The organism is Streptomyces sp. NPDC002788 (assembly GCF_053592115.1).
Map to the genome: position 1 here is coordinate 1 of NZ_JBSFVB010000008.1, position 26,573 is coordinate 26,573.

Genomic DNA, 26,573 nt, shown 5'->3' on the forward strand with positions numbered 1-26,573 from the left:
CGGTCGAGCACCTGGCGTCGCTGCGCGCCATCCCGGGCCTGAACATCGTCCGGCCCGCCGACGCCAACGAGACCGCCATCGCCTGGCGCGAGATCCTCAAGCGCTGGACGAAGGAGTTCGGCAAGGGCCAGCCGCACGGCCTGGCGCTGACCCGGCAGGGCGTGCCGACCTACGAGCCCGACGACGACGCGGCCAAGGGCGGTTACGTCCTGTTCGAGGCCGAAGGCGGCGAGCCCGAGGTCATCCTCATCGCCACCGGCTCGGAGGTGCACGTCGCCGTCGAGGCGCGCGAGCAGCTCCAGGGCGCCGGCGTGCCCACCCGCGTGGTGTCCATGCCGTCGGTCGAGTGGTTCGAGCAGCAGGACCAGGGGTACCGGGACAGCGTTCTGCCGCCGTCCGTCAAGGCTCGTGTCGCGGTGGAAGCCGGGATCGGCCTGACGTGGCACAAGTACGTCGGGGATGCCGGCCGCATCGTTTCCCTGGAGCACTTCGGTGCTTCGGCCGACGGCAAGGTGCTTTTCCGCGAGTTCGGCTTCACTGCCGAGAACGTGGCCGCCGCCGCCCGGGAATCGATCGCCGCAGCTCAGCGCTGACGCTCATATACGACACGTAGGAGATGGAATTTCCATGACAGACGCACTCAAGCGCCTCTCCGAGGAAGGCGTGGCGATCTGGCTGGACGACCTGTCGCGCAAGCGGATCACGTCCGGCAACCTCGCCGAGCTGATCGACCAGCAGCACGTCGTGGGCGTCACCACCAACCCGTCGATCTTCCAGAAGGCGATCTCGCAGGGTGACGGCTACGACACGCAGCTGACCGACCTCGCCGCCCGCGAGGTCACCGTCGAAGAGGCCATCCGCATGATCACCACGGCGGACGTCCGCGACGCCGCCGATGTCCTGCGCCCCGTCTTCGACGCCACCGGCGGCAAGGACGGCCGCGTCTCGATCGAGGTGGACCCGCGGCTGGCGCACAACACCCGCGCGACGGTCGCCGAGGCCAAGCAGCTCGCCTGGCTGGTGGACCGGCCCAACACGCTCATCAAGATCCCGGCGACCGAGGCGGGCATCCCGGCCATCGCCGAGACCATCGGCCTGGGCATCAGCGTCAACGTCACGCTGATCTTCTCGCTGGAGCGCTACCGCCTGGTCATGGACGCGTTCCTGACCGGCCTGGAGAAGGCCAAGGAGCGCGGCCTGGACCTGTCCAAGATCCACTCCGTGGCGTCGTTCTTCGTCTCCCGCGTGGACACCGAGATCGACAAGCGGATCGACGCACTGGGCACCGACGAGGCCAAGGCGCTGCGCGGCAAGGCCGCCGTCGCCAACGCCCGTCTGGCCTACCAGGCGTACGAGGAGGTCTTCTCCTCGGACCGCTGGAACGCCCTGGAGAAGGCGGGCGCCAACAAGCAGCGTCCGCTGTGGGCGTCGACCGGTGTGAAGGACAAGGCGTACAGCGACACCATGTACGTCACCGAGCTGGTCGCCCCGAACACGGTGAACACCATGCCGGAGGCCACGCTGCTGGCCACCGAGGACCACGGCGAGATCACCGGCAACACCGTCGCCGGTACCTACGAGCAGGCCCGCGCCGACCTCGACGCGGTCGAGCAGCTCGGGATCAAGTACGACGACGTGGTCAAGCTGCTGGAGGACGAGGGCGTCGAGAAGTTCGAGGCGTCCTGGACCGACCTGCTGAAGTCGACCGAAGCCGAGCTTCGGCGTCTCGCCCCCTCGGAGGGCTGAACAGGTGTCGAGCAGCAATCCGCTGCGTGACCCCGCGGACCGACGGCTCCCGCGTATCGCGGGGCCGTCGGGCCTGGTCATCTTCGGCGTCACGGGCGACCTGTCACGCAAGAAGCTCATGCCCGCCGTGTACGACCTCGCCAACCGTGGTCTGCTGCCGCCGGGCTTCTCGCTGGTGGGCTTCGCCCGCCGCGAGTGGGCGCACGAGGACTTCGCACAGGAGGTCCACGACGCGGTCAAGGAGCACGCCCGCACGCCCTTCCGCGAGGAGGTCTGGCAGCAGCTCATCCAGGGCATGCGCTTCGTGCAGGGCACCTTCGACGACGACGACGCCTTCGAGCGGCTGCGCTCCACGATCGAGGAGCTGGACAAGGCGCAGGGCACGGGCGGCAACTTCGCCTTCTACCTCTCCGTGCCGCCGAAGTCCTTCCCCGTGGTCATCCAGCAGCTGAAGAAGCACCAGCTCGCCGACCAGAGGGGCGGTTCCTGGCGGCGCGCGGTCATCGAGAAGCCGTTCGGCCACAACCTCGCGTCGGCCGAGGAGCTCAACAAGGTCGTCCACGAGGTCTTCGCCCCGGACCAGGTCTTCCGCATCGACCACTACCTGGGCAAGGAGACCGTCCAGAACATCCTGGCGCTGCGCTTCGCCAACACGATGTTCGAACCGATCTGGAACCGGTCCTTCGTGGACCATGTGCAGATCACCATGGCCGAGGACATCGGCATCGGCGGCCGGGCCGGCTACTACGACGGCATCGGCGCCGCCCGGGACGTCATCCAGAACCACCTGCTCCAGCTGATGGCGCTCACCGCGATGGAGGAGCCCGCCTCCTTCGACGCGGACGCGCTGGCCGCCGAGAAGACCAAGGTGCTCGGCGCCGTGAGGCTGCCGAAGGACATGGGCCGGGACACCGTCCGCGCCCAGTACTCGGCGGGCTGGCAGGGCGGCGCGAAGGTGATCGGCTACCTGGAAGAGGACGGCATCGACGCCTCGTCGAAGACCGACACCTACGCCGCGATCAAGCTGGAGATCGACAACCGCCGCTGGGCGGGCGTCCCGTTCTACCTGCGCACCGGCAAGCGGCTCGGCCGCCGGGTGACGGAGATCGCGGTCGTCTTCCAGCGGGCACCGCACTCCCCCTTCGACTCCACCGCGACCGAGGAGCTGGGCTCCAACGCGATCGTCATCCGCGTCCAGCCGGACGAGGGTGTGACGGTCCGCTTCGGCTCGAAGGTGCCGGGCACGTCCATGGAGATCCGGGACGTGTCGATGGACTTCGCCTACGGCGAGTCCTTCACGGAGTCGAGTCCGGAGGCGTACGAGCGTCTCATCCTGGACGTTCTCCTCGGGGACTCGAACCTCTTCCCGCGCACCGAGGAGGTCGAGCTGTCCTGGAAGATCCTCGACCCGATCGAGGAGTACTGGGACAAGAACGGCAAGCCCGCCCAGTACCAGGCCGGTACCTGGGGGCCCGTCGAGGCGGACGAAATGCTCGAGCGACACGGACGGAGCTGGCGCCGGCCATGAAGACAGACCTGACGGACACCACGGCCAGCAAGGTCAACAAGGCGCTGGTGCAGGGCCGCCGGGCGATCGGCACCCCGGCGGTCGGCATGGTGCTCACGCTGGTCATCGTAACGGACGAGGAGAACGCCTATGACGCGCTGAAGGCCGCGAACGACGCCTCGCACGAGCATCCCTCGCGCACGCTCGTGGTCATCAAGCGCGTCTCCCGCTCGCCCCGCGACCGTACGCAGTCCCGCCTGGACGCGGAGGTCCGGTTGGGCGCGGACGCCGGCTCGGGTGAGACGGTGGTGCTCCGCCTGTACGGCGAGGTGGCCGAGCACGCCCAGTCGGTGGTGCTTCCGCTGCTGCTGCCGGACGCGCCGGTGGTGGTGTGGTGGCCGGTGAACGCGCCGCTCGACCCGGCGAAGGACCCCCTGGGTGCCCTCGGCCAGCGCCGGGTCACCGACACCTACGCCTCCGAGCAGCCGGTGCGGGACCTGGCCACCCGGTCCGGTACCTACACCCCCGGCGACACGGACCTGTCCTGGACCCGCATCACGCCCTGGCGCTCGATGCTGGCGGCGGCGCTCGACCAGGTCGCCTGCGAGGTCAGGGCCGTCGAGGTGGAGGGCGAGGAGTTCAACCCGAGTTGTGAGCTGCTGGCGATGTGGCTCGCGGACCGGCTGGACGTTCCCGTGAAGCGCTCGCTGTCCAGCGGCCCCGGTCTGACGGCGGTCCGTATGGACACCAACTGCGGCCCGATCGGCCTGGACCGTGCCGACGGTTCCCTGGCGACGCTCTCCATCGAGGGCCAGCCGGACCGTGCGGTGGCGCTCAAGCGCCGGGACACGGCCGAGCTGATCGCGGAGGAGCTGCGGCGGCTGGACCCGGACGACACGTACGCGTCGGCGCTGCGGTACGGAGTGGACCGGCTGAAGTCCTCCCGGCCGGCTCGGGTGCCCCGGCCCGCGGCGGCGGAGGGTCCGTCGGCCAAAGGAGAGCAGGCAGACCGGGGAGATCAGGGAGAGCCCAAAAGTGACGGGGGTGCACGACGCGCCCTCCCCGCTCCGGTCGAAACGGCTGCGAAAGCTCCCGCTGCGGAAGCGACGGCGCAGGCACCGGTGAGGCAGGAGGCGCCCGCGCCGGAACCCGCACGGAAGGGGGCGAAGTGAGCAAGGCACCGCAGCTGGTCGTCCACCGCGACAAGGACCTGATGGCGCAGGCCGCGGCGGCCCGGCTGATCACCAGGATCGTGGACGCGCAGGCCTCCAGGGGCTCGGCGTCCGTGGTCCTCACGGGCGGCCGCAACGGAAACGGCCTGCTGGCCGCCCTGGCGGCGGCGCCCGCCCGGGACGCCGTCGACTGGAGCCGGCTCGACCTCTGGTGGGGTGACGAGCGGTTCCTGCCCGAGGGCGACCCGGAGCGCAACGTCACGCAGGCGCGGGAAGCGCTGCTCGACTCGGTGCCGCTGGACCCGAAGCGGGTGCACGCGATGCCCGCGTCGGACGGCCCCTACGGCACCGACGTGGACGCGGCGGCGGCCGCGTACGCGGAGGAACTGGCGCGGGCGGCGGGCCCGGAGAACCACGGTCCCGTACCGACGTTCGACGTCCTGATGCTTGGGGTCGGGCCGGACACGCATGTGGCGTCGCTGTTCCCCGAGTTGCCGGCGGCCAGGGAGACCGACCGCACGGTGGTCGGCGTGCACGGCGCACCTAAGCCGCCGCCGACCCGGGTGACGCTGACGTTGCCGGCGATTCGTTCCGCCCGTGAGGTGTGGCTGTTGGCCGCGGGCGAGGACAAGGCCCAGGCCGCGGCGATCGCGCTCTCGGGCGCGGGGGAGATCCAGGCGCCGGCGGCGGGGGCGTACGGCCGCAGCCGGACGCTGTGGCTGCTGGACGCGGCGGCGGCTTCCCAACTGCCGCGCTCGCTGTATCCGCCGGCTTCGGCCTGAGACACGTCCAGGGGGTTCCGCCCCTGGACCCCGGGCCCTCGCCCCCACCGTTGCCCCGTTCAAGGGCCGTATCTGGTGGTGGGTGGCATGGGCGGGGGTTCAGGAGGCGGAGTTCCCTGGTGCGGCGGCTACTTGACCGAGCCCGCCATCACGCCCTGCACGAAGTGCCTCTGGAACGCGAAGAACACGACGACGGGCACGACCAGGGACACGAACGCCCCCGGCGCCAGCACATCGATGTTGCTGCCGAACTGCCGTATCTGCGACTGGAGTTGAACCGTCAGCGGCTGTGAGGAGCTGTCGGCGAAGAGCAACGCCACCAGCATGTCGTTCCACACCCACAGGAACTGGAAGATGGCGAGGGAGGCGATCGCCGGCCGCCCCACCGGCAGCACGAGGCGCGTGAAGATACGCCACTCGCTGCCCCCGTCCATCCGGGCGGCCTCCAACATCTCCCTCGGCATCTCGGCGAAGTAGTTCCGCAGCAGGAACACCGCGAAGGGCAGGCCGTAGGCCACATGGAACAGCACGACACCGGGGATCGTGCCGAACAGCCCCAGCTGCCCGAAGAGTTTCGCGACCGGCAGCAGCCCGATCTGCACGGGCACCACCAGCAGCGCGACCACGACCAGGAAGATCGCCTCCCGCCCGGGGAAGTCCAGCCACGCGAACGCGTAGCCCGCGAGCGCCGCGATCACCACGACCAGCACCGTCGTCGGCACCGATATCAGCACCGTGTTCCAGAACGCCTGCGTGATGCCCGCGTTCTGCAGCAGCGACGAGTAGTTGTCGAAGGACAGCTGCCCGGGGCTGGTGAACACCGTCCACCAGCCGCCCTTCGCCGTGTCCTCGGCGGACCGCAGCGAGGACAGGAACAGCCCGGCCAGCGGCGTCATCCACACCAGGCCCACGACCACGAGGAAGGCCTGGACGACCCCGTTGCCCAACCCGCGCCGAACCGCGTTCATCGCTGCCCCCTTCGGAAACGGCGGACGTTGAACACCATGGCCGGAACCACCAGCAGCAGGAGCAGCACACCCAGCGCACTGCCCAGCCCCTGGTTGTTGCCGCCTCCGAACGACACCAGCCACATCTGCGTCGCGAGCACGGTCGCGTCCTCCTGCACCGGCCCGGGCGCGATGATGTAGACGAGGTCGAAAACCTTCATCACGTTGATGACGAGGGTGATGAACACGACCGTCAGCACCGGTGCCAGCAGGGGGACCGTGATCCGCCGGAAGATCTGCCACTCGTTCGCGCCGTCCATCCGCGCCGCCTCCAGCGCGTCCCGCGGCAGCGTCGACAGGCCCGCGCCGATCAGCACCATCGCGAAGCCGGTCCAGATCCACAGGTACGCGCCGATGATCGCCGGTGTGACGAGCGCCGGTCCGAGCCAGGAGACGCCCTCGTACGGCGGGGCGAAGTTGGACGACGGCAGCTTCACCTCGTAGGAGCCCGGTGCGAGTTCCTCGAAGCGGAAGGAGCCGTCGGACGCGGTGGTCGCCGTGGCGACGGGCTTGCCGTCGCGCACCGCCTCGACCTTCATCTGGGGCAGTCCGCTCTCCCGCCGGTCGACCTCGCCCTGTTCCCCTCCCCCGCCGGGCGTGAAGTCCAGGTAGACCACTCCGCGCAGTTCGTCGGGGGCGGCCTTCTGCCCCGCCGCCGCGTACGCGGGCCGGGCCCCGCCGGGCAGGTCGTCGGGCAGCACGCCGACCAGGCCCAGCGTCACCACGTCGCCCGGGGAGACACTGGTGGTCGTGCGGTACGACCCGTCCTTGTCCTTCGTCAGGCCCTGCCCATCGCGCGCCCGGGCCGTCGGGTACGAGGACTCCCCCTTGAAGGCGTCGTGGACGGAGACGACAGCGGCGTTCAGGACGCCCTTGTCCGGGTCCTCGTCGTAGGCGAGCCGGAAGATGATGCCGGCGGCGAGGAAGGAGACCGCCATCGGCATGAAAAGGAGCAGCTTGAAGGCCGTGGCCCAGCGGACCTTCTCCACCAGGACGGCGAGGATCAGTCCGAGGCCGGTGAGCAGGGCCGGGGCGACGACGACCCAGACGGCCGTGTTGCGGACGGCCTTGAGGGTCGCCGGGTCGCGGAACATCTCGGCGTAGTTCTCGCCGCCGACGAAGGTCGTCCCGGAGGCGTCGAAGAAGCTGCGGCCGACGCTGAACAGCACGGGGTAGACGACGAGCGCGCCGAGCAGCAGCAGCGCGGGCAGCACGAACAGCAGGGCGATGATCTTCCCGCGCCGGCGCAGCCGTCGGGTGCGGTCGGCGAGCGTGGTGGGCGGCGGAGGGCTCGTCTCTTTCACGAGGGTCGCTGTCATGGCGTATCAGTCCTGGTACGCCTTGGCCGCCGCGGCCTCCAGCTTCGCCGCGGTGCCCTTCGGGTCGGACGGGTCGCGCAGGAAGTCCTGGAGCAGCTTCCACTCGCCGGTGCCCTTGGTGCCGCCGAAGGACGCCGGGGCCTGGTCGGACATGTCGAAGCGGACCGAGTCCCCGGCTTCCACGAGGGACTTGGCGGTGGCGCGGGTGACGTCGTCGCCGTAGGAGGCGAGGTCGAGCTTCTTGTTCGGGGAGAGGAAGCCGCCCGCCTCCGCCCACACGGCCGAGGCCTCGGGGGTGGCCAGGTACTCCAGGAGGGCCTGGGCGGCCTTCTGGTTCTTGCCGTCCTTGAGGACGACGGCCGCGTCACCGCCGCTGACGACCGGCGCCTCGCCACCGGCGACCGCCGGGAACGGGAAGAAGTTCGCGTCCTGGCCGACCTTCCTGCCGAACTGGTCCTTGGCGACGCCGGCGACGAAGTCGCCCTCGTAGACCATGCCGGCCTCGGGCTCCGGCCCGAACACCTTCTCCACGGAGCCGGGGAAGTCGGTGTTCAGGGCGCCCTTCTGGCCGCCGGCGATGAGCTGCTTGTCCTTGAAGAGCTTGCCGAGGGTGGTGAGGGCGTCGACGACGGACGCGTCGGTCCACTTCAGCTTGTGCGCGGCGAGGGCGTCGTACTTCTCGGGTCCGGCCTGGGAGAGGTAGACGTTCTCGAACCAGTCGGTGAGGGTCCAGCCGTCCTGCCCGGCGACGGAGAACGCGGCGAGGCCGGAGTCGGACACGGTCCGCCCCGCCTTCAGCATCTCGTCGTAGGTCTTCGGCGGCTTCACCCCGGCCTGGGTGAGGGCGTCGGGGCTGTACCAGACGGTCGACTTGTGGGCGGCCTTGAAGTACAGGCCGTAGAGGGTGCCGTCGACGCTGCCGTACTCCTTCCACACGGGGGCGTACCCCGCGTCCACGGCCTGCTCGGTCTTCTTCGACAGCGGCTTGAGCCAGCCCTTCTGCGCGAACTGCTTGAGCACGCCGACCTGCGGGACCATCACGACGTCGGGGGCGTTGCCGCCCTCGATCTTGCTGCCGACGACGGTGGAGACGTTGTCGCCGGTGGACACGAACTGCGTCTTGGCGCCGGTCTTCTCGGTGAAGGCGTCCAGGACCTTCTGGAAGTTCTTCTGCTCGGTGCCGGACCAGACGCCGGCCACGGTGACGGTCTGGCCGCCGAGTGCCTTGTCGCCGCCGCCGGCCGAGACGGGGCCACCGCCGCAGGCGGTCGCGCCGAGCGCCAGGACGAGGGCGGTGCAGCCGGTGAGCAGGGTGGTACGTCGTCGCATCATCGTTGATGTCCCTTCGGAGGTTCGCGTGCGAGGAGGTCGCTCGCGGGAGTCGCTTACGGCAGGGCGTTTGCGGGAGTTGACGCGCGGGGCGTTCAGGAACGGATCCACCAGGCGGCCGTCGAGCCGGAGAGCACTCCGGGCGGGCAGGGGCCGCTGGCGAGCAGTGGGGCGCCGGAGACCGGCGCGGGGGTGGGGGCTGTGCCGAAGTTGACGGCGCACACCAGGTCGTCGCCGCGGGCGAAGGCCAGGACACCGGGCGGGGTGTCCAGCCAGCGCAGCGTGCCCTCGCCCAACTGGGGCAGTGCGGAGCGCAGTTGCAGACCGTCGCGGTACAGGTGCCAGAAGGAACGGGTGTCGTTGAGGGCGCGGTCGGTGGCGTACTCGGCGAAGTACTCCGGCTGCGGCAGCCACGGCTTGGCGCTCTCCACGCCGGAGGTGAACCCGAACGGTGAGGCGTGCCCCGACCAGGGCAGCGGCACCCGGCAGCCGTCGCGGATCCGGGCCCGGCTGCCGGTGCGGCGGAAGATCGGGTCGGTGAGCACGTCGTCGGGCAGGTCCACGACCTCCGGCAGGCCGAGCTCCTCGCCCTGGTAGATGTACGCGGCGCCGGGCAGGGCCAGCATCAGCAGCGCGGCGGCGCGGGCGCGGGCGGCGCCGAGGCCGCTGCCCTCGGTGGCCGGTTCGCCGTAGCGCGTGACGGTGCGCACCTGGTCGTGGTTGTTGAGGACCCAGGTGACGGTCGAGCCGGTGCCGGCGATGTCCTGCATGGCCTCGGAGATGACCTTCTGGAAGGCGTCCGGGTCCCAGGGGGCGCTGAGCAGGTCGAAGAAGAAGGCTTGGTGCAACTCGTCGGGGCGGACGTACTGCGCGTGCTCGCGGGCGGTCGGCACGGACACCTCGCCGACGAGCAGGCGTTCGCAGCCGTCGCGCTCGGTGTACTCCTCGCATATGGAGCGCCAGCGGCGCCATACGTCGTGCACCTCGGGCTGGTTCCAGGCGAGCGGGTTGACCGAGTCGCGGGTGCGGGCGTCGGCCTCCGGGTCGTCGGAGTCGGGCAGCTCCGGGTGTTTGAAGAGGCCGGCGGCGACGTCGATGCGGAAGCCGTCGATGCCCCGGTCCAGCCAGAAGCGGAGGATCCGGTCGAACTCGGCGGCGATCTCGGGGTTGCGCCAGTTCCAGTCGGGCTGCTGGGGCGCGAACATGTGCAGGTACCACTGGCCGGGCCGGCCGTCCGGCTCTGTCACGCGGCTCCAGGCGGGCCCGCCGAACATGGAGTGCCAGTTGTTGGGCGGTTCTGAACCGTCCGGGCCGCGGCCGTCGGCGAAGTGGAAACGGGCCCGGGCCGGGCTGCCGGGCGCTGCGGCGAGCGCCTCGCGGAACCAGGGGTGCTCGCTGGAGCAGTGGTTCGGGACGATGTCGAGGAGCACCTTGATGCCGAGCCGCCGCGCGGCCCCGACCAGCAGGTCGAACTCGCCGAGGTCGCCGAAGAGCGGGTCGACGTCGCAGTAGTCGGCCACGTCGTAGCCGTGGTCGTGCTGCGGCGATGGATAGAAGGGGCTCAGCCAGATCCCGTCGACCCCGAGCTTCTTCAGGTAGGGCAGTCCCGCGCGGACGCCTGCGAGATCGCCGATGCCGTCACCGGTGCTGTCCAGGAAGCTGCGGACGTACACCTGATAGATCACTGCGTCACGCCACCAGTGGTGCCTGTTCAACCCATCGACCTGTCTCTGAGGAGGGCAGCGGTTATGCATGCATGTTAAGTAGGCGTGTCGAGAGGGTGTCAATGAAAAGGCGGAAGCTACCGAACAGTTGAGGTGGAGAAAGTCGGGCATAACCGACAGGACTTAGCGAGATGAGATGTCCGCGTTACCTAACAAGAAAGTAGGAGACCTGTCGACTGCGAGTCGTCGGCGCGCTATCGGCGCGAGATGACGGCGAGCTCACGCGCCAGCCGGCGCACCGCCGCCGCGGGCGTCTCGCGCCCGGTCAGCGCGTCGTGCACGACCGCCTGCACGACCAGGCTGACCTGGTCGTAACGCGGGCTCTTGGGGCGCGGCTCGGCCGTGCGCACGCTCTCGCGCAGGGTCGGCAGGTAGGGGAATCTGCGGATGAGCGCGGGGTCCTCGTAGAGGTCGGCGCGTACGGGCGGCAGCGCGCCGCGTGTGAGGACCTGGCGCTGGACGCGCTCACTGGTGAGGTACGCGATCAGGCGGGCGGCGGAGTCGGGGTGCCGGGCGTGTGAACTGACGGCCAGGTTGGAGCCGCCGAGGACGCTTGTCCCCGGCCCGTCCGGTCCCGGCAGGGGTACGGCGCCGACCTTCCCGGCGACCCCGGAGCCCGGGGCGGAGGCGCCGACGTAGGCGTACGGCCAGTTCCGCAGGAAGAGCAGCCGGCCGCCTTGGAAGGCCTGCTTGGACTCCTCCTCCTTGTAGGTCAGGGCTTCTTTCGGGATCCACCCCTCGCGCACCCCGCGCGCCAGGAACCCGACGCCCTCGCGCGCCGCCGCCGAGTCGACGGTGACGAGATCGCCCTCGTCGCCGAGGATCGAGCCGCCCGCCGAGTACACCGCCTCGGCCGCGTTGACGGTGAGGCCCTCGTAGGGCAGGAACTGCCCGGCGTACCCGTCGAGGCCGTGCTTCGGGGCGATGGTCTTCGCGTACCGCTCCAGCTCCGCCCAGGTGCTCGGCGGCTCCACACCCTCCTTGGCGAGGACGTCCTTGCGGTAGAGGAGCAGGCCGGCGTTGGTGACGTACGGGACCGCGTAGAGCCGGCCGTCGTAGGTCGCCGTGTCCACCACCGGCGGGAGGAAGGTCTTCAGCGGGAAGCGGTCGCGCGGCAGGGGCCGGATCCAGCCCGCCGCGGCGAAGTCCGAGGTCCAGTTGACGTCGATGTTGAGCACGTCGAACCGGCCGCGGTCGCCGTCGCGCAGGTCGGTGACCATCTGCGCCTGGGTCTCGTCGGCCGAGTCGGGGAGCTCGACGAGGGTCACTTCCTCACCGGGGTGGGTACGGTTCCAGCCGTCCAGCAGGGGGCCGAGATAGTCGGTGAGGTCTCCGGCGGTGGCCAGGGTGAGCGGTCCGCGGCCGGCCTCCGGGGGCTCGCCCGCCTGCGCTCCGGCGGCGACGTGACCGGTCAGGACCACGACGAGAACGAGAAGGCCCCTACCCGCGGTATGGATCCACCGCATAGGTTCCTCCCTGTACACCTGGCGACGGGCACCCTTGCCCGGAGTCAGAGGCCATGTATACCTGTTAGGTATGGGCGATACTAGGGCCTGGAGCACATTGGACCGGACAGGAGGACTGCACGCGTGCGCCTGCCCCTCCTGGCTCTCCTCGCCCGCGGCCCCGCCCACGGCTACGAGCTCAAGCAGGACCTTGAGCAACTGCTGGGCTCCGCGTACCCTCAGCCGAACGTCGGCCAGATCTATGTGACCCTCGGCCGCCTCGAGAAGTCGGGACTGATTGAGGGCGAGGACGTGGCGCAGTCCAGCCGGCCCAACAAGAAGGTCTACCACCTCACCGACGCCGGGCGGGAGGCGCTGCGCGCCTGGTTCGAGGAGCCCGAGGACGAGCCCCGGGTCCGGGACGAGTTCTTCATGAAGCTGGCGCTCGCTCCGCAGACCGGGCTCGCCGATCAGGTCGCCCTGATCAACCAGCAGCGGCGCCAGTACTTGAACACCATGCGGCAGCTGTCGAGGCTGGCCGCCGCCGAAGACCGCGACAACCGCATCGCCCACCTGCTGATCGAGGGCGCGATGCTGCACCTGCAGGCCGACCTCGACTGGCTGGAGCGGTGCCAGGAAGAGCTGGAGGAGCTGGAGTGAGCGACGACCGCCCCGCTCCCGTGCTGCGCGCCGAGGGCCTGGTGAAGACGCACCACGGCGAGGGCGCGCCCGCCCGCGCCGTGCGCGGGGTCGCCCTGTGCGTACGGCCCGGCGAGTTCGTGGCGATCACCGGCCCGTCCGGCGCCGGCAAGTCGACACTGCTGCATCTGCTCGGCGGACTCCAGCGGCCGGACGCGGGCCGCATTTGGCTCGACGGCGAGTCCACCGACACCTACAGCGAGGCCCGCTGGGCGGTGGAGCGCAGGAAGCGGATCGGCATCGTCTTCCAGTTCTTCAACCTGGTCTCGAACCTGTCGGTCGCCGACAATGTGGAGCTGCCCGCCCTGCTCGCCGGGACCTCCGCGAAGCAGGCGCGCGCCGAGCGGGAGGCACTGCTGGCCGAGCTGGGCCTGACCGGCAAGGAACGCAGCATGCCGGGCGAGCTGTCCGGCGGTGAGCAGCAGCGCGTGGCCCTGGCTCGGGCGCTGGTCAACCACCCCCCGCTGCTGCTGGCAGACGAGCCCGCGGGCAGCCTGGACAGCAAGGGCACCCGCGAGGTGATGCGGCTGTTGTCCCGCTTCCACCAGCGCGGCCAGACGATCCTGCTGGTCACGCACGACGCCCGGCTGGCCAGCGCGGCGGACCGGGTGATCAGCTTCTTCGACGGCCGGATCGCCGACGACGCGGAACTCGACGGCGGCACCGCTCCGCCGCGCCGCGCCGGGATATCCGGCGTGCTGGAGCTGCGGGACTGACATGCGCGTGTACGACGACCCCCGGAAGGGCTGACCCGTATGCGAGCCACCCTGCGCTGGGCCCACTCCGATCTGCGCACGCACCGCGGCGAGGCGCTGTTCCTCGTGCTCGCCACCGCGGGCATCGTCGCCTCCCTGCTGCTGGCCACGGCCCTGTTCGGTTATGCGACCAACCCCTGGCAGCGCGTCTTCACGCAGTCGCACGGCGCACACGTGTGGCTGCACACCGACACCGCAGCCGACACCGGGAAGCTGACCGAACTCGACGGTGTCGACTCCGTCGCCGGCCCCTACCCCACCGCCGCCGCCACCGTCTCCTCGCGCGGCAGCCGCGCCGCCGTCGAACTGCGCACCACCGGGGAACGCCCGTCCGTCGGCCGCCCGCCGGTCGTCTCCGGCCACTGGCTGGACCCCGCCACCCCGAACGGCGTGGTCCTGGAGAGCCGCCTCGCCCGCGCGCTGCTTGCCCAGCCCGGCGACACCCTGACCGTGCCCGGCACCGCCCGCGAGCTGACCGTCGTCGGCCTCGCCGACAGCGCCGAGCCGCGCTACCGGCCCGGTGAGCAGCCGGGCCTGGTGTGGGCGCTGCCGTCGGCCGTGCCGGATCCCGGGGGCCAGGTCATCGGGCTGCGGCTGACCGACCCGGGCGACACCTCCTACGTCGTCCAGCGGGCCGTGACCGTGCTGGGAGCCGGGGCGATCGGCGAGGTGTCCACCTGGCAGCAGGCCCGGGCCGAGGCCCAGGGCGACAACCGGCTCCTCGGCCAGGTACTGGGCCTGTTCGGGCTGGGCGCGCTGGGCGCCGCCGGGCTCGCCGTGCACGGCGCGATCGGCACCCGAATCCGCGGCCACCTGCGGGACCTCTCCGTGCTGAAGGCGATCGGCTTCACTCCCGGCCAGGTGGTCCGCGTCTTCCTCCTCCAGCACCTCGCCTACGCCCTGCTCGGTGCCGTGGCCGCCGCCGCGCTCGCCGAGGCTCTGGGGAGCCGGGTCCCGGGGCGGCTCGGGGACGCGGTCGGCGTGTGGCAGGGCCTGCCCGGGCACACCGTGGCGCTGCTCGTGATTCCGGCGGGCGCGGTGCTGTTCATCGGCGCGACCACCGGGCTCGCCGCCTGGCGGGCGGGACGGGTGCCGCCGGTGCCGGTGCCGCGACCCGCCGCGACCCCGGGCGGACGGCTGTCCGGCGTGGCACGGCGGGCACTCGGCGTGCGGATCCCGCCCGCGCTCGTGCTGGGCTGGCACAAGGCGTTCACCCGCCGCCCCCGCTCCCTGGCCGTCGTCGCCCGGCTCACGCTGCCGCTGCTGCTGATCGTCGTGGCGATGAGCGCCTGGACCACCCTCGACCGCTTCCACAGCCGGCCCGAGCAGATCGGCCTGCCCACCACGCTCAGCGTCCGCGCCGACGCCGGGCTGGGCGAGCAGCGGACACGAGCGCTCCTGGAGGGCGACCCGCAGGTCGCCGCCGCCTACCCGGGCGTCGAGACGGCCGCGCTGGTCCCGGGCCAGACGGCGACCATCGCCCTGCGCGGTCTCGGCACCCACCAGGACCCCTACCCGTACACCCTCGCCGAGGGCCGCCCCGCCCGGGGAGCCGACGAGGCCGTGGCCGGTCAGGGGCTGCTCGACCTGCTGGACGTGCGGGTGGGCGACTGGGTGCGGATGACCGTCGGCGATCAGCCGCAGATCCTGCACATCGTCGGCCGCAGCATCGAACCGGAGAACGCCGGCCGGGTCATCTCCACGTCCCTCGACACCCTCCGCGCGAACGACCCCGGACTCCGTCCCACCCTCTACGAACTGCGCCTGGACCCCGGTGCCGATCCCGGGGAGGTCGCCGACCGGCTCGCCACGGCCGGGCGCGGCCACCTGGACGTGCACACCGTGACCAACCCCGCCGACGGGCTCTCCCCGCTGCGCGCGGTGGTCGCCGGGCTGATCGCGGTCCTCGCCCTCATCGGGCTCATCGAGTTGCTGACCGCGATCGGCGGCGCGGTCCGCGAGGGTGAACGGGACCTGCTGGCTCTGAAGGCCATCGGCCTGTCTCCCCGGCAGATCACGGCGATCACCGTCACGGCCACCGGCCTCACGGCCCTCGCGGCCGTGCTCGCCGCCACAGCCCTGGGCCTGCCACTCGCCCACTGGCTGATCGACGCGCAGGGCAGATCGAGCGGTATCGGCGCGGGCATCGCGCAGGGCCCGTCCGCCGTGCTCATGCTGCTGCTCGGGGCGGCGGCCGTGCTGTGCGCGGCCGCCCTGGCCGCCGTGCCCGCGGCCCGGGCCGCACGACGGCGGCTGGCGGACACGCTGAGCGCGGTGACCTGACGTCCTGCTCCGCGCCGGGGGGATCTGCCTTCGGGGTGCTGCGGGTGATACGGCGGCTGTGGGTGCGGGGTGTACGGGTGCTGCCGGCCCGGCGCGTTGAGCGTCGAGGATGAAGACGCCCCCAGGGTGAGGCTGAGTGCAGATCACCGGTGACGAGGGCCGGGACGGTCTCCAGCCGGCTGGTGACCGTGGCGAGCAGCGGCGGCAGGCAGCGGTGCACGGCGGCCGTGTCGAAGAAACCGTCGGAGACCCGCACGGCTCCGCAGACCGTGAAGGCGAGCACCCACATCATCGTCAGGACGGCCGCGTGCCGGGCGGTCGGCGAAGAGCGCGCTGCCGTCCGCTCCCCGCCCGGCGCTCGTCACTGCCGGCCGCGCAGCTCCCGGTACGTGGCGACCAGGGCCCTGGTGGAGGCGTCCAGACCCTCCACCTCGGCGCCCTCGGTCAGCGCGGGCTCGACACGCTTGGCGAGGACCTTGCCGAGTTCGACGCCCCACTGGTCGAAGGAGTCGATGTCCCACACCGCGCCCTGCACGAACACCTTGTGCTCGTAGAGGGCGACGAGCTGGCCGAGAACGGAGGGCGTCAGCTCGGGGGCGAGGATCGTGGTCGTCGGGTGGTTGCCCTGGAACGTCTTGTGCGGCACCAGTTCCTCCGGTACGCCCTCGGCCCGCACCTCGTCCGGAATCTTGCCGAAGGCGAGCGCCTGGGTCTGGGCGAAGAAGTTGGCCATCAGCAGGTCGTGCTGGGCCCTGAGCTCCTCGCTCAACTCGGCGACCGGCCGGGCGAAGCCGATGAAGTCCGCCGGGATGAGCTTGGTGCCCTGGTGGATCAACTGGTAGTAGGCGTGCTGCCCGTTGGTGCCGGGCGTGCCCCACACCACCGGCCCGGTCTGCCACTCCACCTCGCGTCCGTCCCGGCCGACGTACTTGCCGTTGGACTCCATGTCGAGCTGCTGGAGGTAAGCGGTGAACTTGGACAGGTAGTGGCTGTAGGGCAGCACCGCGTGCGACTGGGCGTCGTGGAAGTTGCCGTACCAGATGCCCAGCAGGCCCAGCAGCAGCGGCACGTTGGACTCGGCCGGCGCGGTCCGGAAGTGCTCGTCGACGATCCGGAAGCCCTCGAGCATCTCTCGGAAGCGGTCCGGGCCGATGGCGATCATCAGGGCCAGGCCGATGGCGGAGTCGTAGGAGTAGCGGCCGCCGACCCAGTCCCAGAACTCGAACATGTTGGCCGTGTCGATGCCGAAGTCGGCGACCTTCTCGGCGTTCGTCGACAGGGCGACGAAGTGCCGGGCGACCGCGGCCTCGTCACCGAGCGCGGCCAGCAGCCAGGAGCGGGCGGAGGTGGCGTTGGTGACCGTCTCGATGGTGGTGAAGGTCTTGGAGGCGATGATGAACAGCGTCTCCGCCGGGTCCAGGTCCCGCAGCGCCTCGTGCAGGTCGGCGCCGTCCACGTTCGAGACGAAACGCACCGTCAGCGAGCGGTCCGTGAAGGCGCGCAGCACCTCGTAGGCCATCGCGGGGCCGAGGTCGGAGCCGCCGATGCCGACGTTGACGACGTTGCGGATCCGCTTGCCGGTGTGGCCGGTCCACTCCCCGGAGCGCACCCGGTCCGCGAAGTCGGCCATCTTGTCGAGGACCGCGTGCACGCCCGGCACCACGTTCTCGCCGTCGACCTCGATCACCGCGTCCCGCGGGGCGCGCAGCGCGGTGTGCAGCACGGCCCGGTTCTCGGTGGTGTTGATCTTCTCGCCCCGGAACATGGCGTCCCGCAGCCCGAACACATCGGTGGCGGCGGCCAGTTCCCGCAGCAGCCGCAGGGTGTCGTCGGTGACGAGGTGCTTGGAGTAGTCGACGTACAGGTCGCCCGCTTGGAGTGTGTACGCGGTGCCACGGCCGGGGTCGGCGGCGAACAGCTCGCGCAGCTGGATGTCACCCAACTCCTCGCGATGCTTGGCCAGTGCCGTCCACTCGGACGTCTGGTTGAGCCGGGTACGGCCGTCTGCGTTCATCTCGGACTTCAGCCTTCTTTCCTGTCCTGCCTGCGTACCTTGCCCCGCTGCCTGTCCCAACCTAATGGAGCAGCGCGTGCCATCGCCTGTCTTGGCGCCGTCCTCCGGCTCGGCAACGGATACGTTCACCTTGAGCACGGGGATCAACGCGCCGACGGCGAGGGCGAAGAAGGCAGCCGTGAGCAGGGGCGGGGTGTGGGGCCCCCAGGCGGTGGCGACCGCCCCGCCCAGCAGGGCGCCGAGCGGCACCCCGGCGAAGGCCAGGGTCCGGAAGGCCGAACTGACCCGGCCCAGGAGTCCTGCGGGGGTGCGCTCCTGCATGAGGGTCATCGTGTTGACGTTCCACACCATGCCCAGGAGCCCGAACACGGCCAGCGCCCCCACCAGCACGGTCAGGCTGCGCACGGTGCCCATGACGACGAGGAGCCCGGTCTGCGCGGAGCCGGCGAGCAGCACCGACCGCAGCCGGCCGAGCCGCGCCACCAACCGGCCGTTCACCACTCCCCCGGCCAGGCTGCCCAGGGTGAAGGCGGTGCCCGCCGCGGCGTAGCCCGCTGGGCCCGCCGCCAGCCAGTCGGTGACGAGGACCACCAGCATGGCGAGTTGGGTGCCCATGCCGATGTTGCACAGGGCGGTGGCGGCGCACAGACCGCGCAGGGCGCGGTCGCGCCACAGGGCGCGCAGTCCCTCCGCTATCTCGCGGCGCAGGGTGCTGCCCGCCGGTCTCGGCTTCCGGGCGGACTCGGCGGACGGCAGTGAGGCGATCAGGGCGGCGGCCGCCAGGAAGGTCACGGCGTCGGCCGCGAACGGCACGGCGGCCCCGGCCGCCAGCAGCAGCGGCACGACCGGCGCGCCGAGCAGGCCGCCCGCGATGCGCTGGCCGGTCATCAGCCGGGCGTTGGCGCTGCCCAGCGCGTCCCGGTCGACCAGGGCGGGCAGCAGCGCCGTGGCAGCGTTGTCGAAGAGGGTCTGGAGGGTGGTGAGGGCGACGGCCAGCACGATGAGCAGGCCGATCGAGGCGTGCCCGGACGTGACGGCCACCGCGAACGCGGCCACCAGCAGCCCCCGCAGGACATCGACCGTCCACATGGCGCGCCGCTGGTCCATCCGGTCGGCGACGGCCCCGCCGAGCAGGCCGAAGACGATCCAGGGCAGATAGCCGCAGGCCGTGACAGAGGCGATGAGCAGCGGCTCGTCGGTCAGGGAGACGGCCAGCAGCGGCAGCGCGGACGTGCGCAGCGCGTCACCGAAGCTGGACAGCACGGCGGCGCCCCACAGCCGCCCGAAGCCCCCGCGCCACGCGGGCGCGCACACGCCCCCCGCCTCGACCGTCGTCACCGCTCCCCCTCATGGTTCGTCCGATGCACAAACCGTAGAGGGCACCACTGACAACCGGTCCGGTCGGCGGCGAAGGGCGGAAAGCAACTCGGCCGGGCACCTGTGGATGTCCGGCCGGTCTCGACTCCTAGATCTCGCCCCGCAGTTTGGCGAGCGCCTCGGCGAGGATCGCCTCGCCGTCCGCGTCGCTGCGCCGCTCCCGCACATACGCCAGGTGCGTCTTGTAGGGCTCGGTGCGCGGCGGGTCCGGGGGGTTGTCCCGGTCCTGGCCGGCCGGAAAGCCGCAGCGGGGACAGTCCCAGGTGTCGGGCACCTGCGCGTCGCTGGCGAAGCTCGGCTGGGTCTCGTGTCCGTTGGAGCACCAGAAGGAGATGCGCAGCCGCGGCGCGGACTCGCCGCGCTCGGCCTCGCCCATCGGCCCCGCCCCGACCCGGCTTCCCCGGATCGCGTTGCCACTTGCCACGGTCGTAACTCCCTGCGTGATGGTGCCGCGAAGCGATTCGGCGTTCCGCTTCGCTGCGAGCGCCTCAGTCTACGTAAGGCCCAACGCGCGTCCAGTGATTGGAGTTACAACCCTCACACCTAGACGCAAGCCCCATGATAGGCCGCGCTCAGCTGCGCGTACCGAACATGGGGCCTTACGTACGAGTCCGTGCGGATTGCGGCTCGGTCAGTTGTTCACCTTCATCAGGATGCCGAGCACGACAATGCACGCGAACCACAACAGACCGACCACGACCGTGATCCGGTCGAGGTTGCGTTCGGCGACCGAGGAGCCGCCGACGGAGGACTGCATGCCGCCACCGAACATGTCGGAGAGGCCGCCGCCCTTCCCCTTGTGCATCAGCACCAGCAGCATCAGCAGCAGGCTGAAGACGATCAGGGCGATGGAGAACCCCAGAACCACGGCTGGACCAACTTCCTCGGATGCGGATGGACGACGCGGGGCCCAGCACTGCGCTGGACCCCGCAAGGGTACGACGAATCGCCGTTAGCGCATACTCACTGGTCGCGGAACCGCACGATCTTGACGAACTCGTCGGCGTCCAGTGAGGCACCGCCGACCAGGGCGCCGTCGATGTCGGCCTGGGCCATGATCTCGGCGACGTTGCCCGACTTCACGGAGCCGCCGTACTGGATGCGGACCTTGTCGGCCAGCTCCTGCGAGTACAGCTCGGCGATCTTGCCGCGGATCGCCGCGCAGACCTCCTGGGCGTCCTCGGCGCCGCAGACCTTGCCGGTGCCGATGGCCCAGACGGGCTCGTAGGCGATCACGACGGTCTCGGCCTGCTCGGCGGGGAGGTCCTTCAGACCGCCCTCGACCTGGGCGAGGGTGTGGGAGACGTGGTTGCCCGCCTCACGGACCTCCAGCTCCTCACCGACGCACAGGATGGGGGTCAGTCCGTGCTTGTACGCGGCCTTGACCTTGGCGTTCACCAGTTCGTCGGTCTCGCCGTGGTACTGGCGGCGCTCGCTGTGGCCGATGGCGACGTAGGTGCACTTCAGCTTGGCCAGCATGGGGCCGGAGATCTCGCCGGTGAAGGCGCCGCCGTCGTGCGCCGAGATGTCCTGGGCGCCGTACTTGATCTTGAGCTTGTCGCCGTCGACCAGGGTCTGCACGGAGCGCAGATCGGTGAAGGGCGGCAGGACGGCGACCTCGACGGCCTCGTGGTCCTTGTCGGCCAGGGCGAAGGCGAGCTTCTGGACATGCGCGATGGCCTCGAGGTGGTTGAGGTTCATCTTCCAGTTGCCCGCCATCAGCGGCGTGCGCGTACTCATTGAGGTCAGTCCTCCAGTGCGGCGAGGCCGGGGAGCGTCTTGCCCTCGAGGTATTCGAGGGAGGCGCCGCCACCGGTCGAGATGTGGCCGAATGCCGTCTCGTCGAAGCCCAGGGTGCGCACGGCGGCGGCGGAGTCTCCGCCGCCGACCACGGTGAAGCCCGGGGAGTCGATGAGGGCCTGGGCGACCGCTTTGGTGCCCTCGGCGTAGTCGGGGTGCTCGAAGACGCCCATGGGCCCGTTCCAGAAGACGGTGGCGGCGTCGGCGAGCTTGGACGCGTACAGCTTGCGGGTCTCGGGTCCGATGTCGAGACCCTCCTCGTCGGCCGGGATGGCGTCCGCGGCGACGGTCGTGGGGTTGGCCGGGGCCTTGGTCTTCAGGTCCGGGAAGCCGGTCGCGACCAGGGCGTCGACGGGCAGGACCAGTTCGACGCCGGTCTTCTCGGCCCGCTCGATGTACTCCTGGACGGTCGGGACCTGGTCTTCCTGGAGGAGGGACTTGCCGACCTCGTAGCCCTTGGCCTTGAGGAAGGTGTAGGCCATGCCGCCGCCGATGAGGATGCGGTCGGCCTTGCCGAGCAGCTGGTCGATGACGGCGAGCTTGTCGGAGACCTTGGCGCCGCCGAGGGCGACGACGTAGGGCCGCTTGACGTCGTCGGTGAGCTTGCGCAGGACGCCGACCTCGGTCGCGATGAGGTAGCCGGCGTAGTGCGGCAGGCGCGCCGGGAGGTCGTACACGGAGGCGTGCTTGCGGTGCACGGCACCGAAGCCGTCGCCGACGTAGACGTCCGCGAGGGCGGCCAGCCGGTCGGCGAAGGCGCCGCGCTCGGCGTCGTCCTTGCTCGTCTCGCCGGCGTTGAAGCGCAGGTTCTCGATGACGGCGACCTGGCCGTCGGCGAGGCCGGCCACGACCGTCTGGGCGGACTCGCCGACCGTGTCGGTCGCGAACGCCACATCGGCGCCGAGGAGGTCACCGAGGCGCGCGGCGGCGGGAGCCAGGGAGAAGTCCGGGTCCGGGGCGCCCTTGGGGCGGCCCAGGTGGGAGGCGACGACCACGCGGGCGCCCGCTTCGGCCAGGGCCTTGACGGTGGGCAGCACGGCGCGGATGCGGCCGTCGTCGGTGATGGTCGTGCCGTCCAGCGGCACGTTCAGGTCGGCGCGGACGAAGACCCGCCGGCCCGAGACCCCTTCGGTGAGGAGTTCGTCGATCGTCTTCATGAGGGGACTCCTGAAAGAGCTCGTGATCGCTCGTAAGCGCTCGTGATCGAACAGCTCTGATCTGTACGTGCGTCAGGGCTCGGACGGCGCGTCCTCGCGCCGCCCGAGCCCTGCTCTCACATGGACGTGCCTGCTGGGTTGATCAGAGCTGGTTGCCGACGAAGACCGTAAGGTCCACGAGGCGGTTCGAGTAGCCCCACTCGTTGTCGTACCAGCCGATGACCTTCACGTTCTTGCCCTCCTGGACCATGGTCAGGGAGGAGTCGAAGGTGCAGGACGCCGGAGCGTTGACGATGTCGGACGAGACGATCGGGTCCTCGGTGTACTCGAGGATGCCCTTCAGCTCGCCCTCGGCCGCCTTCTGGAAGGCCGCGTTGACCTCTTCCTTGGTGACCTCGCGGCCGAGCTCGAGGACCAGGTCGGTGACCGAACCGGTCGGGACCGGGACGCGCATGGCCATGCCGTCCAGCTTGCCCTTGAGCTGCGGGAGGACCAGCGCGGTGGCCTTGGCGGCACCCGTGGTGGTCGGGATGATGTTCTCGGCGGCGGCACGGGCGCGGCGCAGGTCCTTGTGCGGGAAGTCCAGGATGCGCTGGTCGTTCGTGTACGCGTGCACCGTCGTCATCAGGCCCTTGACGATGCCGAAGTTCTCGTCGAGGACCTTGGCCATCGGCGCCACACAGTTGGTGGTGCAGGAGGCGTTGGAGATGACGTGGTGGTTCGCCGGGTCGTACGTGTCCTGGTTGACGCCCATCACGATGGTGACGTCCTCGTCCTTGGCCGGAGCCGAGATGAGGACCTTCTTGGCACCGCCGGCGATGTGCTTCTCGGCGTCGGCCTTCTTGGTGAAGATGCCGGTCGACTCGATGACGATGTCGACGCCCAGCTCACCCCACGGGATGTCGGCGGGGTTGCGCTCGGCGAGGACCTTGATGGTCTTGCCGTCGACCGTGATCGTGTCGGCGGTGTGTGTGACCTCCTGCTTGAGGCGGCCCAGGATGGTGTCGTACTTCAGCAGGTGGGCGGTGGTTGCGGTGTCACCCAGGTCGTTGACAGCCACGATCTCGATGTCTGCACCCTGCTCCAGCAGCGCGCGGAAGTAGTTGCGACCGATACGACCGAAGCCGTTGATGCCTACGCGGATCGTCACGAACCGATCTCCTCGTTGGTACGCCGGCCATGCGGTGCCGGCGAGCTCTGTTTGGGATGTCCCCGACCGCCTACGACCCTACCTCTCTGAAGCCGCAGTGGTGACATCCAGATGCCTCATACACGGCAGGGCGGTCCGTACCCGCCAGTAGGGGTACGGACCGCCCACCGCCGATAGCAAGATCACTTGATTTCGCTGCCGGGCGGGTTCCCTGTTGACCAGGGATGTCACACGTCCAGGGAGGCGAGTGCCTTCCTCATCAGTGCCGCCCGGTCGGCCGCGGCGGTGACGTGCTCCAGGCCGAAGCCCAGCAGCACGGTGTCGTCCGTGGTGACCGCGCCGTACGTCTGGAACAGGGCACCGGTGCGCGCCCAGTCCTTGAGGACGGCCGGGCTGCCCTCGGGCGGTCCGGCGACCTTCCAGGCACCGAGCGAGGTCTCGAAGCCCTCGGTCTCCTTGGCCGTGCCGCCGACGACGAGCGAGGCGTCGTCGGCGAGGACGCCGTGCCCGCCGGTGCCCGGGTCGGTGACGTAGCTCAGCGCGACCTCGACGGTCTTTCCGGCGTAGGCGCTCAGGTCGAAGTTCACCTGCTGCCAGCCGCCGGAGGCGCCGGTGAGGCTGTTCCACGTCCCGGTGGTGCCGGACGCGGTGCAGCCGTCGGCCGCCTGGGTCAGGTAGTGCTTCAGCCAGGGGTGCTCATTGATGTAGAACCCGCCCTGGCATTCCGTCGGCACGGCGTTCCCCGTCGCGCCGCCCGTCTCGGGCAGGGTCGTCCAGTCGTCGGCGCCCGTGGTGTGCGCCTCCACCAGGACGTGGTCGTAGCCGGGCTCGGTGTCCCACAGGAGCTGGGTGCGCAGCGTCGGCTTCTCGGCGGCGGTGATGCCGGTGAGGTCGATGGTGCGGGTGAGCCGCTTGTAGGCGTCGTCGGTGTGGACGGCGGCGGCCATCGAGGAGCCCGCGTAGGGACCGTACGGATTGACCGTGCCGGCGTACTGTCCGGCGCCCTTGCTCGCGAACTGCGGGAACTCGTCGGCGGGCAGTTCGTCGGAGGTGACGCTGTAGGTCCCCGCCTTGTCCAGCGGGTTGCCGGGCGCCGCGCTCAGTGGGCTCGTGACACCGCCCAGCTCGCCGGAGCCGGTGAAGCCGGTGGCCCCGGGGATCGAGGTGCGGGTGTAGGCGCCGAGGTAGTACTGGCCGAAGTCGTTCGACAGAGCGCCGCCGAGGTCCACGTTGCCGCCGGCCTGCTCGCCTGCCTCGATCAGCCGGCCGCCCTCGTTGAGGAAGGCGCGCAGTTGGAGCTGGGTGGCGACGCCGGGCACGCTCGCGCCGGTGTAGTGGACGACGGTGTCGAAGTGGCTCAGCACGCCGAGCGCGTCCGGCGCGCCCTGCTTCGCGACGTCCCAGACGACCGCCTTGCGGCCGTTGGCCTTGAGGGCGTCGACGTACTTCTGCGCCTGCGTGGCGGTCGCGCCCTCCTCGGCGACGACGAGGGTGTCCGCCCGGGGCCGCTCGGCGACGGTGTAGGTGAAGTGCTCACTGGAGACCTTCTTGCCGTTCTTCGCCTCCCCGGTGAACCACACCTCGACCTTGTCGCCCGGGTCGCCGTCCTGGACCTTCGCCCGGTACTCGTCGAAGTAGAGGTTGTCCTCACCGCCGAAGGTCTCGCCGCCCTTCCAGGGCTTGAGCGCCATGTCCTCGGTGCGGCCGCCGTCGACGCGGTACTTGAGCTCCTTGTCGCGCACCGACTTGCGGACGACGACCGAGACCTCCTGGTCGGCGCCGCGGGAGTAGGACGTGGTGAACGCGGCCGGGGTGAAGTCGGCGGCCTTCAGTCCGACGGCCGAGGACGGCCGGTCGGGGTGGGCGGCGGACTCGGCGACGGAGAGCGCGAACGGGACGTTCCTGGTGAACTCCTGCTGGATCAGCTTCTCGTCGTCCGGGAAGGTGAAGATCGACTCGCAGTCGGCCGGCCTCCACTCGTCGTTCGGGTCGACGTCCGAGGCGCTCTGGCAGGTCGACATCTCGGGGGTGAACATCGCCAGGCCGTTGACGTTCGCGGCGTGACCGTCCGCCTCGCCGTTGGTGGTGTACAGCTCGGAGGAGAGCTGCGGGTGGTAGCCCGGGATCGCGGAGTTCTCGGGCGTACCGGCGAGCGCCTCGTACAGGACGTCGTCCGGGGTGGACGTGGCGACCTGCCAGCCGACCCCGTAGAGGAGGAGTTCGGCGGCGGAGTGGTAGTTGATGCCGTACGTGAAGCCGATCCGCTTCTGGAAGGCGTCCAGTGCCTTGGTCTCCGGCTCGGAGTTCGGTCCGGCGCCCCGGTAGGTCTGGCTGGTGGGGTTGGGGGACGAGCCCTCGTCGTCGTAGCCCCACTTGTAGGCGAAGTTGCGGTTGAGGTCGACGCCGTCGCCGGTGCTGATGGTGCCGTCGCCGTTGACGTCCCGCAGGTTCTTGCGCCACTGCCGGTTGTCTTCGTCGGCGAAGGTGAAGTCGTAGCCGTCGGGATTGGCCGACAGCAGGAACCACAGCTCGGTGGAGTCGACGATCTTCTTGATCCGCCGGTCCTTCTTGTAGTTGTCCAGGTAGTGGTGCATCAGGCGCCGGGTCATCTCCGGCGTGATCCACTCGCGAGCGTGCTGGTTGGACATGTAGAGGACGGAGGGCTTGGAGCCGTCCTTGGTCTTCTTCGCGCCCTTGGTGAGCTTCAGCGCGAGGATGTCCTGGCCCTTGATGGTCTTGCCGATGGAGACGACCTTGGTGAAGTCCGGGTTCTCCTGCGCGGTCCGCAGGATCTCTTCCCGCAGGCCGCCCTTGCCGCTGTACGGGCGGAACACCCCCTCGGCGGCGGCCTCGACACGGGCCTCGGCCTTGGTGGAGAGGTGGTGCTCGGTGAGGTCGATGCCCTGCTTCTCCAGCTTCTTCGCCTGCTGGTCCGTCAGGTAGACCTCGACGGTGGCGGTTCCCTTCTCTGGCACCTGCTCGCCGAGTTCGTGGCCGTCCTGGCCGGCGGCCAGCAGCAGGGGTACCTGCTGCTGGGTGACGTCGGCGCGGAAGACCTTGACTTCGTCCGGGTCGGACGGGGTTGAACTTCCCGGTTGGGCCTGGGCGATGGGTGCGATGCCCGCTCCGCCGAACAGGAGCGCGCCGACAGCGAGGATCGATCTCGCTCTACGTCTCATGAACCCCCCTAGTGTGGGTCCGCCACAGCAGCGAACAGATGCCAGGCTCATGACAGACCATGATCGAGTCAAGGGTGCCTCAGCGACACGCAAAAGCCGGTGCCGGTCACCCGAGCGGGCGCCGGCAC

At 70.4% G+C, this 26,573-nt stretch carries 20 protein-coding genes and 1 pseudogene; 8 read left to right on the plus strand and 13 right to left on the minus strand.

Going from position 1 to position 26,573, the window contains the following annotated elements; translation table 11 throughout:
* The 5 genes from ACWD1U_RS16245 to pgl form a co-directional block, all read left to right on the plus strand.
* The coding region (locus tag ACWD1U_RS16245) for a transketolase-like TK C-terminal-containing protein (RefSeq protein ID WP_451107991.1) at positions 1 to 593 on the plus strand (593 nt) is incomplete at its 5' end.
* 34 nt (positions 594 to 627) lie between these two features.
* The gene (gene tal / locus ACWD1U_RS16250) at positions 628 to 1,746 is read left to right on the plus strand and encodes a transaldolase (RefSeq protein WP_451107992.1); all 1,119 of its coding nucleotides are present in this window, start codon (positions 628 to 630) and stop codon (positions 1,744 to 1,746) included.
* Positions 1,747 to 1,750: 4 nt separating this feature from the next.
* Complete coding sequence (gene zwf, locus ACWD1U_RS16255) at positions 1,751 to 3,274, plus strand: glucose-6-phosphate dehydrogenase (RefSeq protein WP_451107993.1); 1,524 nt, start codon at positions 1,751 to 1,753, stop codon at positions 3,272 to 3,274.
* On the plus strand, positions 3,271 to 4,425 hold the full coding sequence (opcA, locus tag ACWD1U_RS16260; RefSeq protein WP_451107994.1) for a glucose-6-phosphate dehydrogenase assembly protein OpcA: 1,155 nt from the start codon (positions 3,271 to 3,273) through the stop codon (positions 4,423 to 4,425). Before zwf ends, opcA begins: the two co-directional genes overlap by 4 nt.
* Positions 4,422 to 5,207 carry a 6-phosphogluconolactonase gene (gene pgl / locus ACWD1U_RS16265; RefSeq protein ID WP_451107996.1) on the plus strand — a complete coding sequence of 262 codons (786 nt, stop codon included), beginning with the start codon at positions 4,422 to 4,424 and terminating at the stop codon, positions 5,205 to 5,207. Before opcA ends, pgl begins: the two co-directional genes overlap by 4 nt.
* 128 nt (positions 5,208 to 5,335) lie before the next feature.
* On the opposite strand, the gene ACWD1U_RS16270 is transcribed toward pgl, so the two are convergent.
* From ACWD1U_RS16270 to ACWD1U_RS16290, 5 genes are all read right to left on the minus strand, one after another.
* Complete coding sequence (locus ACWD1U_RS16270; protein ID WP_451107998.1) at positions 5,336 to 6,175, minus strand: carbohydrate ABC transporter permease; 840 nt, start codon at positions 6,173 to 6,175, stop codon at positions 5,336 to 5,338.
* Positions 6,172 to 7,533 (minus strand): ABC transporter permease subunit, encoded by a 1,362-nt coding sequence (locus ACWD1U_RS16275; protein WP_451108000.1) that lies wholly within the window; start codon positions 7,531 to 7,533, stop codon positions 6,172 to 6,174. The genes ACWD1U_RS16270 and ACWD1U_RS16275 overlap by 4 nt, the downstream gene beginning before the upstream one ends.
* Positions 7,534 to 7,539: 6 nt before the next feature.
* A complete protein-coding gene (locus tag ACWD1U_RS16280; protein ID WP_451108002.1) occupies positions 7,540 to 8,865 on the minus strand; it encodes an ABC transporter substrate-binding protein in 1,326 nt (441 codons plus the stop codon).
* 92 nt (positions 8,866 to 8,957) lie between these two features.
* Entirely contained in the window at positions 8,958 to 10,616 is a 1,659-nt protein-coding gene (locus ACWD1U_RS16285; RefSeq protein ID WP_451108003.1) for a glycoside hydrolase family 13 protein, read from the minus strand.
* A 164-nt stretch (positions 10,617 to 10,780) separates the two neighbouring features.
* Entirely contained in the window at positions 10,781 to 12,052 is a 1,272-nt protein-coding gene (locus ACWD1U_RS16290; RefSeq protein WP_451108005.1) for an ABC transporter substrate-binding protein, read from the minus strand.
* 123 nt (positions 12,053 to 12,175) lie between these two features.
* On the opposite strand from ACWD1U_RS16290, the gene ACWD1U_RS16295 reads away from it, so the two are divergent.
* The 3 genes from ACWD1U_RS16295 to ACWD1U_RS16305 are packed head-to-tail and all read left to right on the plus strand — an operon-like array spanning position 12,176 to position 15,768.
* Positions 12,176 to 12,691, plus strand: coding sequence for a PadR family transcriptional regulator (locus ACWD1U_RS16295; RefSeq protein WP_451108007.1), 516 nt, complete (start codon positions 12,176 to 12,178; stop codon positions 12,689 to 12,691).
* Positions 12,688 to 13,446 (plus strand): ABC transporter ATP-binding protein, encoded by a 759-nt coding sequence (locus ACWD1U_RS16300; protein ID WP_451108008.1) that lies wholly within the window; start codon positions 12,688 to 12,690, stop codon positions 13,444 to 13,446. Before ACWD1U_RS16295 ends, ACWD1U_RS16300 begins: the two co-directional genes overlap by 4 nt.
* Before the next feature lie 39 nt (positions 13,447 to 13,485).
* Positions 13,486 to 15,768 (plus strand): FtsX-like permease family protein, encoded by a 2,283-nt coding sequence (locus tag ACWD1U_RS16305; protein ID WP_451108009.1) that lies wholly within the window; start codon positions 13,486 to 13,488, stop codon positions 15,766 to 15,768.
* Between the two features lie 361 nt (positions 15,769 to 16,129).
* Here ACWD1U_RS16305 and pgi read toward each other — a convergent pair whose 3' ends face one another.
* The 8 genes and pseudogenes from pgi to ACWD1U_RS16345 form a co-directional block, all read right to left on the minus strand.
* Positions 16,130 to 17,782, minus strand: coding sequence for a glucose-6-phosphate isomerase (gene pgi / locus ACWD1U_RS16310; RefSeq protein ID WP_451108485.1), 1,653 nt, complete (start codon positions 17,780 to 17,782; stop codon positions 16,130 to 16,132).
* 186 nt (positions 17,783 to 17,968) lie between these two features.
* Positions 17,969 to 19,120 (minus strand): annotated as a pseudogene (locus tag ACWD1U_RS16315) (MFS transporter); the annotation flags it as partial.
* A 127-nt stretch (positions 19,121 to 19,247) separates the two neighbouring features.
* Complete coding sequence (locus ACWD1U_RS16320; RefSeq protein ID WP_003957010.1) at positions 19,248 to 19,583, minus strand: RNA polymerase-binding protein RbpA; 336 nt, start codon at positions 19,581 to 19,583, stop codon at positions 19,248 to 19,250.
* A gap of 207 nt (positions 19,584 to 19,790) precedes the next feature.
* A complete protein-coding gene (secG, locus tag ACWD1U_RS16325) occupies positions 19,791 to 20,027 on the minus strand; it encodes a preprotein translocase subunit SecG (protein WP_031121198.1) in 237 nt (78 codons plus the stop codon).
* A 95-nt stretch (positions 20,028 to 20,122) separates the two neighbouring features.
* Positions 20,123 to 20,899, minus strand: a complete 777-nt coding sequence (gene tpiA / locus ACWD1U_RS16330) for a triose-phosphate isomerase (protein WP_451108011.1) — start codon at positions 20,897 to 20,899, stop codon at positions 20,123 to 20,125.
* 5 nt (positions 20,900 to 20,904) lie between these two features.
* Positions 20,905 to 22,116 carry a phosphoglycerate kinase gene (locus tag ACWD1U_RS16335; RefSeq protein ID WP_451108013.1) on the minus strand — a complete coding sequence of 404 codons (1,212 nt, stop codon included), beginning with the start codon at positions 22,114 to 22,116 and terminating at the stop codon, positions 20,905 to 20,907.
* A gap of 142 nt (positions 22,117 to 22,258) precedes the next feature.
* Positions 22,259 to 23,266, minus strand: a complete 1,008-nt coding sequence (gene gap, locus ACWD1U_RS16340) for a type I glyceraldehyde-3-phosphate dehydrogenase (protein ID WP_390989684.1) — start codon at positions 23,264 to 23,266, stop codon at positions 22,259 to 22,261.
* 227 nt (positions 23,267 to 23,493) lie between these two features.
* Positions 23,494 to 26,445 carry a M14 family zinc carboxypeptidase gene (locus tag ACWD1U_RS16345; RefSeq protein WP_451108014.1) on the minus strand — a complete coding sequence of 984 codons (2,952 nt, stop codon included), beginning with the start codon at positions 26,443 to 26,445 and terminating at the stop codon, positions 23,494 to 23,496.
* Positions 26,446 to 26,573 lie beyond the last annotated feature (128 nt).

What these genes read in the sequence shown, in the direction of transcription:
- pgi (WP_451108485.1), bottom strand. Translation starts at nt 17,782, where the DNA reads ATGAACGCAGACGGCCGTACCCGGCTCAACCAGACGTCCGAGTGGACG.
- ACWD1U_RS16290 (WP_451108005.1), bottom strand. Translation starts at nt 12,052, where the DNA reads ATGCGGTGGATCCATACCGCGGGTAGGGGCCTTCTCGTTCTCGTCGTG.
- ACWD1U_RS16270 (WP_451107998.1), bottom strand. Translation starts at nt 6,175, where the DNA reads ATGAACGCGGTTCGGCGCGGGTTGGGCAACGGGGTCGTCCAGGCCTTC.
- ACWD1U_RS16345 (WP_451108014.1), bottom strand. Translation starts at nt 26,445, where the DNA reads ATGAGACGTAGAGCGAGATCGATCCTCGCTGTCGGCGCGCTCCTGTTC.
- tal (WP_451107992.1), top strand. Translation starts at nt 628, where the DNA reads ATGACAGACGCACTCAAGCGCCTCTCCGAGGAAGGCGTGGCGATCTGG.
- ACWD1U_RS16335 (WP_451108013.1), bottom strand. Translation starts at nt 22,116, where the DNA reads ATGAAGACGATCGACGAACTCCTCACCGAAGGGGTCTCGGGCCGGCGG.
- ACWD1U_RS16305 (WP_451108009.1), top strand. Translation starts at nt 13,486, where the DNA reads ATGCGAGCCACCCTGCGCTGGGCCCACTCCGATCTGCGCACGCACCGC.
- ACWD1U_RS16275 (WP_451108000.1), bottom strand. Translation starts at nt 7,533, where the DNA reads ATGACAGCGACCCTCGTGAAAGAGACGAGCCCTCCGCCGCCCACCACG.
- tpiA (WP_451108011.1), bottom strand. Translation starts at nt 20,899, where the DNA reads ATGAGTACGCGCACGCCGCTGATGGCGGGCAACTGGAAGATGAACCTC.
- opcA (WP_451107994.1), top strand. Translation starts at nt 3,271, where the DNA reads ATGAAGACAGACCTGACGGACACCACGGCCAGCAAGGTCAACAAGGCG.
- ACWD1U_RS16280 (WP_451108002.1), bottom strand. Translation starts at nt 8,865, where the DNA reads ATGATGCGACGACGTACCACCCTGCTCACCGGCTGCACCGCCCTCGTC.
- ACWD1U_RS16285 (WP_451108003.1), bottom strand. Translation starts at nt 10,616, where the DNA reads ATGCATAACCGCTGCCCTCCTCAGAGACAGGTCGATGGGTTGAACAGG.